The sequence below is a fragment of the Bacillus sp. FSL M7-1020 genome, from assembly GCF_038050415.1.
In the GTDB taxonomy this organism is placed as follows: Bacteria; Bacillota; Bacilli; order Bacillales; family Bacillaceae_G; genus Bacillus_A; species Bacillus_A toyonensis.
The window spans coordinates 3,385,642-3,401,470 of record NZ_JBBOTW010000001.1; the positions used below are offsets into that span (position 1 = coordinate 3,385,642).

The window sequence follows — 15,829 nt, forward strand, 5'->3', positions numbered from 1 at the left end:
ATATGACATCTCTTTAACAACCACAATTTCCTTTTTTACTTTCTACCGCCGCACCAGTTTCACCCTTAAGTACATCGCCGCCAGTTGAAACTAATATTTCATCTGTAACATTATTAGAAATGGTACTCGCAACTAACTGTAGTAAGTCATTTACATATGTTTGTGAAGATTTAAACTCCTGCACAACTGGAATATTGTCTAACTTATCTTGAAGTGCGTCAATTTCAGCTTCTACTTTTTTCAAAGCTTCCCACTTCCCGTAATGTTGCAAGTTAACTGCTTGTTTTTGCAATGCTTTAATTTCATCAATTGCGTGCTTTACATTTTCATTTTTATGAATTTGCGCCTCTGCTTTCTTAAAAAAATCAACTTCTTCTGTTTCAGAAATCATTTTCGCTAATTCTTTCGCTTGCTCTACAATTTCGTCTTTCGTATATACTTTCATCTATTATTTCACCTCAATCGGTTCCTCAACTAATTCCCCGTTAAGAGACCAAGTTTTTGCTTCCGTTATTTTTACTTTCACAAGCTGACCAATTAAAGATTTTGAAGCGACGAAGTTTACAAGTTTATTCGTACGAGTATAACCTGCAAGTACTTCCGGATTATTTTTACTTTCCCCATCAACTAACACTTCTACAACTTGACCTTTATAACGATTATTCTTTTCAACTGCCAACCCATTTACGAGTGTGTTTAATCGTTGTAATCGTTCTTTCTTTACTTCCATAGGCACATTATCTTTCATTTTTGCAGCTGGTGTACCTTCTCGCGGGGAATAAATAAATGTAAATGCAGTATCAAATCCTACTTCACGATATAACGACATCGTTTCTTCAAATTGCTCATCTGTTTCATTTGGGAAACCGACGATAATATCAGTTGTTAATACTGCGCTTGGAATTGTTTCTTTAATTTTTCTTACAAGTTCTAAATAATGTTCACGTGAATATTTACGTGCCATAATTTTCAACATATCTGTGCTTCCAGATTGAACTGGTAAGTGAATATGTTCCACTAGATTTCCACCTTTTCCAAGCACTTCAATTAAGTGGTCATTGAAATCACGTGGATGACTCGTTGTAAAACGAATACGGGCAATATCAACTTTACGAAGTTCGTCCATTAAATCGCCAAGACCGTATTCTGAATCTTCAAAGTCTTTACCATATGCATTTACGTTCTGTCCAAGTAGCGTAATTTCTTTATAACCATTCGCAGCTAAATGACGAATCTCTTGAATAATATCTTCTGGACGCCTGCTTCGCTCTTTTCCGCGTGTATACGGTACAATACAATATGTACAGAATTTATCACAGCCATACATAATATTTACCCAAGCTTTAATATCGCCACGACGTACTTTCGGAAGGTTTTCAATTACGTCTCCTTCTTTTGACCAAACTTCAACTACCGTCTCCTTCGAGAACATTGCATCTTTTAGAATGTACGGTAATCTATGAATATTATGCGTGCCAAATACCATATCTACATGCTGATTTTTTTGCATGATTTTATTTACAACAGATTCCTCTTGAGACATACAACCACATACACCAATTAAAAGGTCCGGATTTCTACGTTTTAATGATTTTAAATGACCAAGTTCACCAAACACTTTATTTTCAGCGTTTTCACGAATTGCACAAGTGTTTAATAAAACTACATCTGCATCTTCAGTTGAAAATGTCGGTTCATATCCAAGTGTTGTGAAAATACCTGCCATTACTTCCGTATCATGCTCATTCATTTGACACCCATATGTACGAATATAAAACTTTCTTCTTGCACCAAAATTACGAAACTCTTCAGGTAAGCCAAAATCCCGTTCAATTTTAACTTCTTCTTTTCCACGCTTTTTGGCATCTTTTAAGGAAGGTGGTTGATATACGCTTTCAAAGTATTTGCTATAATCTTTCTCTTCTTTTTTCGTAGAGGAATTTGCTTGTTGACTTGCTAATCGTTGTTGCTCGTTCATCGGTAATCTCCTTTCACCCTTAACTATACACACTCTGTAGTCTATTTTAATGCGCTTAGACCCACCTTAAAAATGGTTAGATAGCTTGATTGAGAGATAACTTGTCCTTTGAAACTTGAGTAATCGATCTAATCATCCGTAAGAATGAAGTCTTCCCCACACAAATAGACATTCCCTTTTTATTATTTCATCTTGTACTACCCAAAAGCATATTGCTTTATCCCTATACACATTACCATAGTATGAAGCGTTTAGCCAATTTTGACAAGGAATAGGACCTGCCTTATCTTACATTTCATAAGCAATGAACTTGCCATTTCCATACAACGATCCTTATATTATTTTACCATTCTGAATTTTCTAAGTAAACAAAGCTATCCTATATTTTTTATTCAGTAAAAAAAGGTTGCCAAATGGCAACCTTTTAATCGTTACATAAATTCAGCAACAAGCTCATCAAACATTTTCTGATCCATATTTAAATCAGCTTGTACTAATGGCTTTTCACTATAGCCTTTTACAAGTTCTTGATATGATGGTTGCGCAGTATTTTGATAAATTAAACCTGTTACTAATCCGTTATTTTCCATTAATGTTTGCATAGCCATCATGCGATTAGATGGATCATATCCCTCTACTGTACTTAGTTTCGTTAAGTTCTCTTTGAACCAATCGTACGTATTTACTTTATTATAAGTAACACATGGACTAAATACATTAATTAATGAGAACCCTTTATGGTTAATACCAGCTTCAATAATTTGCGTTAATTCTTTTAAATCACTTGAAAAGCTTTGCGCCACAAATGTTGCACCAGCTGTTAATGCCATTTCCATAACATTTAATGATGGTTCAATCGAACCTTGTGGTGTACTTTTCGTTTTAAATCCAGCTTCACTACGTGGTGAAGTTTGGCCTTTTGTTAATCCGTAAATTTGGTTATCCATTACTATATACGTAATGTCAATGTTTCTACGAATAGAATGGATTGTATGTCCCATACCAATCGCAAATCCATCACCGTCACCACCTGATGCGATAACTGTTAAATCACGATTTGCCATTTTCACACCTTGTGCAATCGGAAGGGCACGTCCATGAATACTATGCACACCATATGAATTAATATAACCTGATATACGACCTGAACAACCAATACCAGAAACAACAGCAAGTTCATCTGGATTTAAGCCAACGTTAGCTGCCGCACGCTGAATTGCAGCTTGCACCGAAAAGTCTCCGCAACCTGGGCACCAGTTTGGTTTTACACTGTTACGAAAGTCCTTAAATGTTGCCATTTAATACAACCCCTTTTTTGCATTCGTTGTAAATCTCTTTTGGCAAGAATGGGTTTCCATCATATTTTAAAAGACTAGAAATTTTCTCACCACTACCAAGATTCATTTTCATAATGTTAGCAAGCTGACCAGTCGCGTTGTTTTCTACAACTACAACACGTTTTGCATTTTTCACAAGTGGATCGATTTCAGCTTTCGGGAACGGGTGAATTAAACGGATTTGAGCATGGTTTACTTTCATACCCTCTTGTTCTAAACGCTCCATTGCCTCTTCGATCGCACCACGAGTTGAGTTAAATCCAACAAGCAATACATCTGCTTCCTCATGCTTAACATTTTTATAAACAGGGGTATTAAACTTCAAGTTCTCCATTTTACGGAAACGTTTGTCCATTTGATCTTTACGGTTTATTGCCGATTCAGATGGTTTACCAGTTTCATCATGTTCTACACCTGTAACATGGTGAATACCATTTTTCATACCAGGTAAAACACGTGGTGAAACGCCATCTTCTGTTACTTCATAACGCTTGAAGTATGCTTTATTTTCACGTTCTGGTAATTCTGCTTCTAAATCCAGCTTACCGCGACGAATTTCCACTTTATCTAACGTAAGCGGTTCTACAGTTTGTTTACCTAAAGAAAGCTGTAAATCCGTTAAGAAAATAACAGGCACTTGATATTCTTCAGCTAAGTTAAACGCTTCTACAATATCATAGAAAGCTTCTTCCACTGTACTTGGCGCCATTACGATTTTTGGAATTTCACCATGCGTACCGTAAATCATCGCCATTAAATCAGACTGCTCTTGTTTCGTTGGTAACCCCGTACTTGGACCACCACGTTGCGTATCAACAATTACTAGCGGTGTTTCTGTAATACCTGCTAACCCAATCGCTTCCATCATTAAAGAAAGACCAGGCCCTGCAGATGCTGTTAATGTACGAACACCAGCATAGTTTGCGCCAATTGCCATTGTACAAGCTGCGATTTCATCCTCAGTTTGGATTACTGTTCCGCCGACTTTAGGCAATTTTTTAATTAAGTATTCCATAATTTCAGATGCAGGTGTGATTGGATATGCTGACATAAAACGAGCGCCACCAGCTACCGCACCAAATGCGATTGCATCGTTTCCAATCATAAACATGCGTTTCTTACCATCAGCTTTTTCAAGCTGCATCATGTTAACTTTCTCACCTAGCAATTCTTTCATATATTGAGAGCCGCGTTTAATTGCGTCCATATTCTTTTGAACGACTTGCTCTCCTTTACGACCAAAGATTTCTTCAACAACATCCAAATAAGCTGTTTCGTCTAAACCTAATACCGCACTTGATGCTCCAACAGCAACCATGTTTTTCATTAATGATGTGCCTAATTCTGAAGCAATATCTGTAAACGGTATCACATATAAATTTACATCTGTATTGTCAGGTATTGTTGGATTAAATTTCGCATCCGCAACGACAATTCCGCCTGGACGTAGTTCGTGGAAGTTAAAATCAATTGTTTCTTGATCAAAAGCAATTAAAATATCTAAGTCATCTGAGATCGCACGTACTTCTGTTGTACTTACGCGAATTTTATTATTTGTATGGCCGCCTTTTATACGTGATGAGAAGTGGCGGTAACCGTATAGGTAATATCCTAATCGGTTTAATGCTATACAGAAGATTTCCCCTGTACTTTCAATTCCTTCACCTTGTTGGCCTCCAACTTTCCATGAAAGTTGACTAATCATCTCCTACACCCCTTTTGGCTGCATTCATTGTAGTGTATTTTTTTACAGTATTAGTTTAGCATTTTTTATGCAAATAAACTACAACGGACGCAAATTATGCCTCTTCTGATTTCCCTGAATCTTAAGTATAAAGCTATTTCGTTTTTCATTCTAGTATTAGGTCCTAAAAAAAGCAATAATATCAATTGAATTTATTTTAATTTTTCTGAATTTTTAAAACAAAACACTTAAAAACTTATATGTTCAACAAAGTTATCATACAAAAATCGTTCTACAGTTGATGCAGCATAGTGTTTATATAGTTCATTAATTACATTTTCATAATCTTCATACACCGATACATTTGCAACTGTTTCTAAAATCCCATCAAAATCTGAACCAAACCCTATGTTGTTTTCTCCACCTAGCGAACAAATATAATCGATATGTTTTATTATATCTGTAATATTCGCTTGTTTTTCATTTGTAAGAAACTGAGGTACAAAAGTGACACCAATCATGCCATTTCGCTTTATAAGGAATTGAATTTGTTCCTCATTTAAATTACGTGGATGGTCACACAGTTTATAGCAATTTGAGTGAGATGCAATAGGATTATTTGCAATTTCTACCACATCCCAAAAACTTCTCTCATTTAAATGGGACAGATCGGTCCATAAATGCAACGTATTAAGTTCTTGTACAACTTGTCTACCGAAAGTAGTTAAGCCTGCTCCACGTGTCTCTAGCGCCCCATCAGCTAACAAATTCGCATAGTTCCATGTTAATCCAAAGGAACGTAAACCTAATTGATAAAACAAACGTAATTTCATCGCTTCTTTTCCAATTGCTTCGCATCCTTCTAATGTTAAAAGAGCTCCAATCTCGTCCTGTTTTAACATACTTATATCAGCTTTCGTTCGGATCAACTTCACACCTGGTAGCGATAAAATTTCATTATAAAAAATATCTATCATTTGTAATGCCGCTTCAAAACGTTTTTCATATGCTACTGTTTCTGGCACATATATAGCAAAACATTGTATACTTCCTTTTCTTTTCTTTAATTGTTCAAATGTAATATGTAATTGTGAATCATTTTTAAAATTCTTTTTCCCCTTTGCAATCCATAACTGTAAGAGTACATCACAATGAGCATCAAAAATTTTCATTTTCATTCCTCCACTATAAAAATAACCTGTTTGCATACTGCAAACAGGTTGTTTAAACTTAACGAGGTTCTACAATTAATTTTATTGCTGTACGCTCTTCCCCATCAATCATAATATCTGTAAACGCTGGGATACAAATCAGGTCCAAACCACTAGGCGCTACAAACCCTCTTGCAATTGCTACTGCCTTTACCGCTTGGTTCAATGCACCTGCACCAATAGCTTGAATTTCTGCTGTTCCGCGTTCGCGAATAACACCTGCAAGTGCACCAGCTACAGAATTAGGGACCGACGTTGCTTTAACTTTTAATATTTCCATTCCGCGTTTCCTCCTCGTTTCTTTAAAAAGTATTAGCAATTATATCACTTTAACTTATATTCACGAGGAATGGCGCGTATTCCTGCTAAATTTTCGTAATTTTTCTAAAAAATTAAAATATAATAACTTATCTAAATCTTTACGGAGATTTACTCAAAAAATGGTTGATCGTCATTAATTAAAATGCGCTCAATTTTCTTTGCTTTTCCTGTATTCGGATCCACATCAATTAGCACTGCACTTAATTGTGTTCTACCATTCGTCACTTCAAATCTTACCGGTAAGTTTGTTAAAAACTTCTTCAAGACCGCTTCTCTATCCATACCTAAAATTCCGTCATACGGGCCTGTCATACCAACATCTGTAATGTATGCTGTTCCGCTTGGTAAAATACGATTATCTGCTGTAGGAACATGAGTATGTGTACCTACTACCGCTGTAGCACGACCATCTACATACCAACCTAGCGCTTGTTTTTCACTTGTAGTTTCCGCATGAAAATCAACAAAGATAATATTCGTACGTTTTTTCGCAATGTTAATTAATTCATCCACTTTTCGAAATGGACAATCAATCGGAGGAAGGAACGTACGCCCTTGTAAGTTAATAACTGCAACTTCTGTTCCATTACAATTCACAAATATAAGACCTTTTCCCGGTGTTCCTTCTGGGAAGTTAGCTGGTCTTGCAAGATATTTTGCATCATCAATAAATTCAAATACCTCACGATTATCCCAAGCATGGTTTCCAAGTGTAACCGCTTGTGCGCCGCACTCTAAAAAGTTTCGATAAATTTTTTCTGTAATACCACGCCCACCTGCTGCGTTTTCTCCATTAATGATTGTTACTGTAGGTGTATATTTTTTCTTTAACGCCGGTACGTATTGTTGAATCATACTTCTACCAGGAGATCCTACTACATCCCCAACAAATAATATTCTCATATGTCTTACCCTTTCTATGTACTACATTTTTTATTACTATAACTTCAAGCAATTTCCTTACAACAAATTTATTATAAGTTTGTTTCACTTGATTTTCTTTATTTTATCCAATTCCAACACAAAAAAATAAAGTGGTGTTTCACCACTTTATTTTGCGTATTCCACTGCACGTGTTTCACGAATAACAGTTACTTTAATATGTCCTGGGTAATCCAGTTCATTTTCAATACGTTTTCGAATATCACGAGCTAAACGATGAGCTTCTAAGTCATCGATTGTATCTGGTTTTACCAGAATACGAACTTCACGTCCTGCTTGAATTGCGAATGATTTTTCAACGCCTTCATAAGACTCTGAAATCTCTTCTAACTTTTCAAGACGACGAATGTAGTTTTCAAGCGTTTCACTACGAGCTCCCGGTCTTGCAGCTGATAATGCATCTGCTGCTGCAACTAAAACTGCAATGATAGAAGTTGGTTCTGTGTCACCATGGTGAGATGCAATACTGTTTATAACTACAGGATGCTCTTTATATTTCGTCGCGAGTTCAACACCAATTTCAACGTGACTACCTTCTACTTCATGATCAATAGCTTTCCCGATATCATGTAATAGACCTGCACGTCTTGCTAGTTTTTCATCCTCACCAAGCTCTGCTGCCATAAGTCCAGTTAAATATGCAACTTCCATAGAGTGTTTTAAGACGTTTTGTCCGTAACTTGTACGGTATTTCAAACGACCTAAAATCTTAATTAAATCTGGATGTAATCCGTGAACACCCACTTCAAACGTTGTTTGCTCTCCGACTTCGCGAATATACTCGTCCACTTCACGTCTTGATTTTTCGACCATCTCTTCAATACGCGCTGGGTGAATACGTCCGTCCTGTACTAGTTTATCAAGAGCGATACGAGCTGTTTCACGACGAATTGGGTCGAATCCAGAAAGGATTACCGCCTCTGGTGTATCATCGATAATTAAGTCAATACCCGTTAACGTTTCTAACGTACGAATATTACGACCTTCACGCCCGATAATACGTCCCTTCATTTCGTCATTTGGAAGATTTACAACCGAAACGGTTGTTTCAGCAACATGATCAGCTGCACATCTTTGCATTGCAAGAGATAAAATCTCTTTTGCTTTCTTATCCGCTTCTTCTTTCGCGCGAATTTCACTTTCTTTTACCATAACGGCAATTTCATGAGAAACTTCACTTTCCACTTTACCAAGAATAATTGCTTTCGCTTGTTCGCGTGTCAGATTGGAAATGCGCTCTAATTCTGTTTGTTGCTTTTGAACTAACTCTCCCACTTTGCTTTCCAACTCTTCAATCTGTTGTTGTTTCGCTACAAGAGAATCCTCTTTCTTCTCTAACTGTTGCTCGCGCTTATCGAGCGTTTCGTCTTTACGATCAAGGTTCTCTTCTTTTTGCATTAAACGATTTTCTTGTTTTTGTAATTCGCTTCTACGGTCACGAATTTCTAATTCAGCTTCTGTACGAAGTGTATGAATTTCATCCTTTGCTTCTAAAAGCGCTTCTTTCTTAAGTGCTTCTGCATCACGATTCGCTTCGTCTAAAATACGTCTCGCTTCATTAGCTGCACCATTAATCTTCGCTTCAGCAATAGACTTTCGAACAAAAAAGCCAACAACTGCACCGACTGCTGTTGCAAGCAAAATGGAGATGAGTATCCAAAATGTACTCGTCATGATTTCACCTCCCCTTGCTATGAATGAAAAAAGACTGTCGGCATGTACATTGAATTACAACATACAGCAAAGACCGTCGTCCCGCTTTTTTAAGGGACTTTCTTCATTTCACAATTAAAATGTCATATTATTATTTCGGCAAGATTTAAACCTTACTCCGAATATTACTTCTCTTCTTGAGAAGAGTATATCGTATATAAGAAAAAATATACATTCTCATTGTATCTATCGGAATTTTCATTGTCAAGCGTTGTCTACTTTTACTTTCTTTACCTTCAGTCCTGAATGTTATCTGAACTTGAAAAATTGATAGCATATTATCCTGGAAAACCTTAGTAAATACCATTTTATTCCCTTAAAACATATGAATATCCCTCTTTACACATCCCGTTTGAGTCAAAAAAAATTTTTTTAACTACTGCGATATACACGATTTTAATAGAAGGTAAAAAAATAAAAGACACGGGACCGTGTCTTTTATTTTTTAATCTTGAAGAGTTGAATCTTCCGTGTCTTCCACACCTGAGTCTTCACCAATTCCGTGATGATCACGAACAAAGAAGGCAATTTCCTCTCTTAAATCCGTATTCTCTTTTAAGAATTGTTTTGAATTTTCACGACCTTGTCCTAAACGTTCTTCATTATACGAGTACCAAGCACCACTCTTTTGAACGATATCAAGTTCAGAAGCCATATCTAAGATTTCACCTTCTCTTGAAATACCTTCTCCGTACATAATATCAACTTCAGCAACACGGAATGGTGGTGCTACTTTATTTTTCACTACTTTTACTTTCGTTTTATTACCAACGATGTCGTTACCTTGTTTTAATTGCTCAGCACGACGTACTTCAAGACGAACTGTTGAATAGAATTTCAACGCACGACCACCTGGAGTTGTTTCTGGCACTATCTATAGATTTTCCATCTCTATAGTCCGGACTATCTCTTCATCTCTTTACAGAGAGCCTTGCACTTCCAGCAGTAGCCTATCATCTGCCGTACCCTACTCAGTTAACTAAAAGTCCTTTTCGGTAGTCTCTACACCTTCCCCATATCACTATGGAGCTTGGCACGGTATTACCCTAAATAATGGTGGGCTTCACCGTTAGCAACTATATGGATAGTTACACCCTTAGGCAATAAGGTTCACAAGGTTTTTTTACATGCTATCACTAGCAAGGGAAACCCATGGTAAACTCCTTAATCTTTTGCAAGACTTTTTCTTTATTTGCTAACTCTTCTTCATGTATAACAAGATATTTATAGCAGCCCTCTTCCATAAATAAAAGTTTTCTTTTATCTCGTTCTTTTATCTTTTTGAGTGAGTGTGCCCATTTCCCATGGACATCTAAACAATATTTTCTACCTAAGTAGAAATCAATAGACCACTTATCGATTCTTTTTTGCTTAATGAACGCCAGATCTAAACTTAACAACATCTGTTCAACCTGTTGTTCCAGTAAAGTATCATAATTTTTCTTTCTGACCTTTACATTAAGCTCTTTTCTCCTTTTAGCAACACATGTATCGGATACGCCATACTTAATAGCAATTTCAACATGTGATAAATATGGATTTTTCAATTCTTGTTCAACTTCTGCGGTTTTAGGCAAGTAAATCTTTCTATATCTGGTTCTTTTAATTCCGAGTAACTTTAATATTTCACCTACTCGCCTTTCATCAAGATTAATTTCTTTACCTATATCTTTCAATTTGCTATCCGCATGTGTCACAATAAAATCCACTTGCCATTGTTCTATGTTTCGATAAGTTCTATTTCCAATTGTCACTGCCACTTTAATCTCTCCCTATAAGAAATCCCTTATAAAGACTTAGTCGAAGAAGACAAATAAAGACTCAAGTACATTACTTTGATTAAGCAACTTGTAGTTGATTTCCGAACATAACCCCAACTTTTTCACGAATTTGGTTGATAAAGATTGCGATTGTTTTTGATTTATTGATTGCACCTGAAAGCTTACGAAGTGCTTGTGACATTAAACGTGCTTGTAAACCTACGTGTGAGTCACCCATGTCTCCTTCGATCTCTGCTTTCGGTACAAGAGCTGCTACAGAGTCAATTACGATAATGTCAACCGCGCCACTTCGTACAAGTGCTTCTGCGATTTCTAGTCCTTGTTCCCCTGTATCAGGCTGTGATAATAGTAATTCATCTATGTTAACGCCTAATTTTTGTGCATATACAGGATCCATTGCATGCTCCGCATCAATAAACGCTGCTTGTCCACCTTGACGCTGTACTTCAGCGATTGCATGTAATGAAACTGTTGTTTTACCTGAACTTTCAGGTCCGTAAATTTCAATAATACGGCCACGTGGGTATCCGCCTACCCCTAGTGCCACATCAAGTGCTAAAGAACCACTTGAAATTGTAGAAATTCTACGCTCAGCTTGTTCTCCTAATTTCATAATTGAACCTTTACCGAATTGCTTCTCTATTTGTTTTAACGCCATATCTAATGCCGCTTGACGATCACTCATTCAAAATTCCTCCTTAACTGAATTGCTAATCTTATTATACCTATTTTCAATTCAATTTGCCAACAAAAATCGAACATTTATTCGATTTTTTTATTTTCCATTACATAAAACTGCATTTAACCATTAAAAAAAGCTAAAAGAGACTTATATCTCTTCTAGCTTTTTATACAAATGATAAAACCCATATTTTGCTGAGCGTTCCCTAATTTGTTGACGACTTCCGCTTAAATTTAGAGGAAAGACTACAGTTGGTTCATCTTTAATCGCCAATCCAACAAATACTGTTCCCGGCTCTTTATGTTCTGAAGCATCTGGTCCTGCTACCCCAGTGAAACTAATTCCGATATCCGCTTTTAATAATTCTTTAACATTCTCAGCAAGATAACGAGCACATTCTTTACTAACTGCACCGTCAGTAGACAACACTTCCTCAGGTACATGTAAAACATGTTGCTTCACATCATTATGATAACAAATGACACCGCCTTTAAATACTGAAGACACACCAGCACTTTCTGTTACTTGATTACCGAAGAGACCACCTGATAAACTTTCTGCACACGCTAAAGTTAATCCTTTTTTCTTCAATAACTCTATCACCTTATAGTGCAGAAACTCTTGGTCATACCCGTAGAAAAATTCTCCTACTCTTTCTAAAATCAAATCTTCCATATGCTGAATGAGTTTCTCCGCTTCATGAGCATTTTGATGCTTCGCAGTTAAACGTAATGTCACTTCTCCATCATTCGCAAGCGGGGCGATTGTCGGGTTCGTTTGTCCATCAATTAAATCTTGAACTTTCACCTCTAATTGAGATTCCCCAATTCCGAAGAAGCGAAGCACGCGAGAATAAATGTTTTCTCCTGTTGTAAAGTTACGTAAAAAAGGCTCTACATAACTTACATACATTGGCCTCATTTCTTTCGGTGGTCCTGGTAATAAAATATAAACTTTTCCGTTCTTATTTAGACCCATACCAGGTGCCATACCGTGATCATTTGCAAATACAGTTGCTCCATTCAAAACGAGTGCCTGCTTTTTATTATTTTCAGTGAACTCACGACCTGTACGCTTAAAATAATCGCTTATTAATGCTAATGCATTTTTGTCATATACAAGCTCTTCCCCTAAGCTAGACGCAATTGTTTCCTTCGTCAAATCATCTTTTGTCGGGCCTAATCCACCTGTAAAAATAAGCATGTCCGCACGTTCTTCTGCAACTTCAATCGCCTGCTGTAATCGTTTGTTATTATCTCCAACTACAGTATGGTAGTACACATTAATGCCAATTGAAGCTAACTTTTCAGATAAAAACTGGGCGTTTGTATTTGCAATTTGTCCAAGTAATAATTCCGTTCCAACCGCAATAATTTCAGCATTCATCCCAATTCCCCCATAAACTTCTATTTTGAGTTTACAAAAGCAGCTCTATTTTTCCAGAAATAATCCCATCCTGAAATAACAGTAAAAATTAATGCAATCCATATAAAGATATCAGCAACTGGAATATGGATTAAATTTAACGGTACATCGTGTAATAAATACGCTGCAATCGCAATAATTTGTGTCCATGTTTTAATTTTCCCTAATTGATTCGCTGCAACGACTTCCCCTGTTCCAGCAAGTACAAGTCGTAAACCTGTCACAGCAAACTCACGACTTATAATTACTATAACGATCCAAGCTGGTACAGATCCCATCTCGACTAATGTGATAAGTGCTGCCGAAACAAGTAATTTATCTGCTAACGGGTCAAGGAATTTCCCTAAGTTTGTTACAAGATTATACTTTCTTGCGTAATGTCCATCAATCCAATCTGTAGCTGAGGCAATAATAAAGATAAGCGCCCCTACTAAGTGTTGAATTGGTAGATCTACATCACCAATTGTGTATGAACCCCAATCAAAGGGTGCTAACATAATTACCATAAAAACTGGGATTAAGAAGATTCTAGATATTGTAATTTTATTTGGTAAATTCACAGCTATTCCTCCATCATATCAAAAACATTTGTTCATTGAAAAAAGTCATCGAAGCGATGACTGTTATTGTGCAGGTTGCTCTACCCCTTGGTTTTTTATCACCAATCTTTGGTGAAGTTCTTTTTCTGGATCCAATGGGTAAGCGACCACTTGGCCATTCAGTTTAACTTCAACATTCGTTGCATTTCCAATATTAAGTCGCACTTCTTTTGCTGTTGATAAATCACGTTTTTCTGTTTGACCACTTTGTACTGTAGTGTTTAGAATTTCATTACCCGCATCGTCCTTAACATCTACATAACTTGTACCCTTCGCTGAAATTTCCAGTTCTAATGTTTTATTATTATGAATTTCCAAAGTAGATACCTTACCACTTGTTCCAACTACTTTTACTTCTTGTTGTCCAGTTGGTTCCTCTTTCTTTGGTTCTTCCGCTTTCGCTTCATCTTTCTTCGTATCTAGCGGAGAATTTTCTGCTTTTTTAACTTCAATTTTCTCACTTTGAGTAGCCGGAACTCGTCCGTCATCTTTACCAGTCAGTGCTTGAATAACAAACCAAACTACGACTCCAAATGCGATTACTAACAATGCAATTAAGATTTTCGGCATATGATCTGCCATTGGCAATGATGAAGATTTTTGCATTGTTTCTTGTGTTTTTTGTCCAGTTGATACTTGTGGAACATCACGATTTTCAGATTGTGGTATCGTACTCTGATATTCTACAAGCAGTTCCTCTCCATTTAATCCAGCCGCATCTGCGTATTGTTTAATGAATGCACGTGCATAAAAAGCTCCTGGCAATACGTCATAATTGCCTTCTTCAATCGCTACTAAATGGCGTTTTTGAATTTTTGTAATCTCATGCAGCTGATCAATAGACAAGCCTTTTGCTTCTCTTGCTTCTTTCAGCTTTTGTCCTAATTCTGTCACTACTAACACCTCAATATTTCTTTAAAAGTCGAACATAGAGAAATTATTTTGCGTACCTTGCTCAATTTCATCTACTAAATTATATTGAATTTCTTCATCATAATCGTTACGTAACTCGATAATATAATCAAAATCATCCAATGTGTATTCTGACTGACTCACAAATACATCAGGATGTTCCACAACTTTCGTTGCAGGCAATCTCATAATTTCACGAACGAGTTGCCAATGCCTTTCATTGGCACGCTTTGTTGACACAATTCCATCTAGGATGAAAATATTGTCATCGCTATACTCATCTTCAATCAATTGACTACGAACAGTTTGCTTAATGAGAGTAGATGATACAAATAACCATCGTTTATTTGCACAAACACTTGCGGCAACAATGGATTCTGTTTTTCCGACACGAGGCATTCCTCGTATCCCAATTAGTTTATGGCCTTCTTTTTTCATGATTTCCGCCATAAAGTCTACAAGTAATCCTAATTCATCACGCACAAAACGAAATGTTTTCTTGTCATCTGCATCTCGTTGTATGTACCTACCATGTCTAACCGCTAATTTATCCCTTAGCTTTGGCGGACGATATTTCGTTACCGTTATGTTATCCATCGTATTTAAAATTGATTCAAGTCTAGAGATCTGCTCTTGATTATCACACATAAGGAGTAACCCACGTCGTGCATTATCAACACCATTAATTGTGACAATATTAATGCCGAGCATACCGATTAACGAAGAAACGTCACCAAGCAAGCCAGGTCGGTTTTTATGTATTTCATATTCAAAATACCATTCAATCATCCAAGATCACTCCCCTTGCTTACTTTACACCTACGTACTATATTATATGATTTCACCTTAATAGGGAAGCTAAATGTACAATCTCTCCCGTGTAATTATTATACAAAAAAAGTAGAGAGGAGAATCTCCTCTCTACTTTTACTTATGTTGTACAAACTTAACCATTAAATTTGCGATTGTATGCTGCTCTTGTTCATCAGCAACTTTCCAAAGCTCAGACAATAATTTTTCTTGATCGTTACGCGCTTCTACTTCATTTGCTAAATAATCGCCAACACGAAATGCCATATCTGATACGGCACCATTATTAAGCCCTTTTCCTTCCGCTTGTTCTAAACGTTCTCCTAAAAAGCTCTTCCACTGATCAAAATTATCTAACACTGACATAATTAAGCACCTCACTATTGAGTAATAAAATCATGCTTAATTTGTGCAACTTTTCATTTTTTATGTAA

General features: G+C 36.6%; 14 protein-coding genes and 2 pseudogenes. All 16 read right to left on the reverse strand.

Annotated features, from left to right (window positions below):
• Positions 1-13: 13 nt before the first annotated feature.
• Positions 14-445, reverse strand: a complete 432-nt coding sequence (locus MHB70_RS17140) for a RicAFT regulatory complex protein RicA family protein (protein WP_000870465.1) — start codon at positions 443-445, stop codon at positions 14-16.
• A gap of 3 nt (positions 446-448) precedes the next feature.
• Positions 449-1,978, reverse strand: coding sequence for a tRNA (N6-isopentenyl adenosine(37)-C2)-methylthiotransferase MiaB (gene miaB, locus MHB70_RS17145; RefSeq protein WP_061529560.1), 1,530 nt, complete (start codon positions 1,976-1,978; stop codon positions 449-451).
• Between the two features lie 431 nt (positions 1,979-2,409).
• Complete coding sequence (locus tag MHB70_RS17150) at positions 2,410-3,276, reverse strand: 2-oxoacid:ferredoxin oxidoreductase subunit beta (RefSeq protein WP_000190161.1); 867 nt, start codon at positions 3,274-3,276, stop codon at positions 2,410-2,412.
• Positions 3,263-5,020, reverse strand: a complete 1,758-nt coding sequence (locus MHB70_RS17155; protein WP_000625412.1) for a 2-oxoacid:acceptor oxidoreductase subunit alpha — start codon at positions 5,018-5,020, stop codon at positions 3,263-3,265. The genes MHB70_RS17150 and MHB70_RS17155 overlap by 14 nt, the downstream gene beginning before the upstream one ends.
• A 227-nt stretch (positions 5,021-5,247) precedes the next feature.
• Positions 5,248-6,171 carry a dipeptidase gene (locus MHB70_RS17160; protein ID WP_000688026.1) on the reverse strand — a complete coding sequence of 308 codons (924 nt, stop codon included), beginning with the start codon at positions 6,169-6,171 and terminating at the stop codon, positions 5,248-5,250.
• Between the two features lie 58 nt (positions 6,172-6,229).
• The gene (gene spoVS / locus MHB70_RS17165; protein WP_000404341.1) at positions 6,230-6,490 is read right to left on the reverse strand and encodes a stage V sporulation protein SpoVS; all 261 of its coding nucleotides are present in this window, start codon (positions 6,488-6,490) and stop codon (positions 6,230-6,232) included.
• Positions 6,491-6,639: 149 nt separating this feature from the next.
• Positions 6,640-7,434 carry a TIGR00282 family metallophosphoesterase gene (locus tag MHB70_RS17170; RefSeq protein ID WP_001221099.1) on the reverse strand — a complete coding sequence of 265 codons (795 nt, stop codon included), beginning with the start codon at positions 7,432-7,434 and terminating at the stop codon, positions 6,640-6,642.
• 147 nt (positions 7,435-7,581) lie between these two features.
• Complete coding sequence (gene rny, locus MHB70_RS17175; protein WP_000204713.1) at positions 7,582-9,147, reverse strand: ribonuclease Y; 1,566 nt, start codon at positions 9,145-9,147, stop codon at positions 7,582-7,584.
• A gap of 484 nt (positions 9,148-9,631) precedes the next feature.
• Positions 9,632-10,054: pseudogene (locus MHB70_RS17180) on the reverse strand (recombinase RecA); the annotation flags it as partial.
• A 268-nt stretch (positions 10,055-10,322) separates the two neighbouring features.
• Complete coding sequence (locus MHB70_RS17185; RefSeq protein ID WP_000301533.1) at positions 10,323-10,946, reverse strand: hypothetical protein; 624 nt, start codon at positions 10,944-10,946, stop codon at positions 10,323-10,325.
• A 97-nt stretch (positions 10,947-11,043) separates the two neighbouring features.
• A pseudogene (gene recA, locus MHB70_RS17190) lies at positions 11,044-11,652 on the reverse strand (recombinase RecA); the annotation flags it as partial.
• 144 nt (positions 11,653-11,796) lie between these two features.
• On the reverse strand, positions 11,797-13,035 hold the full coding sequence (gene cinA / locus MHB70_RS17195; RefSeq protein ID WP_000990726.1) for a competence/damage-inducible protein CinA: 1,239 nt from the start codon (positions 13,033-13,035) through the stop codon (positions 11,797-11,799).
• 20 nt (positions 13,036-13,055) lie between these two features.
• Entirely contained in the window at positions 13,056-13,634 is a 579-nt protein-coding gene (gene pgsA / locus MHB70_RS17200) for a CDP-diacylglycerol--glycerol-3-phosphate 3-phosphatidyltransferase (protein WP_001052980.1), read from the reverse strand.
• Between the two features lie 63 nt (positions 13,635-13,697).
• Positions 13,698-14,567, reverse strand: coding sequence for a helix-turn-helix domain-containing protein (locus tag MHB70_RS17205; RefSeq protein ID WP_061529561.1), 870 nt, complete (start codon positions 14,565-14,567; stop codon positions 13,698-13,700).
• 21 nt (positions 14,568-14,588) lie between these two features.
• Positions 14,589-15,374 carry a DUF3388 domain-containing protein gene (locus tag MHB70_RS17210; protein ID WP_000574107.1) on the reverse strand — a complete coding sequence of 262 codons (786 nt, stop codon included), beginning with the start codon at positions 15,372-15,374 and terminating at the stop codon, positions 14,589-14,591.
• Positions 15,375-15,512: 138 nt separating this feature from the next.
• Positions 15,513-15,761, reverse strand: coding sequence for a DUF3243 domain-containing protein (locus tag MHB70_RS17215; RefSeq protein ID WP_000114447.1), 249 nt, complete (start codon positions 15,759-15,761; stop codon positions 15,513-15,515).
• Between the last annotated feature and the right edge of the window lie 68 nt (positions 15,762-15,829).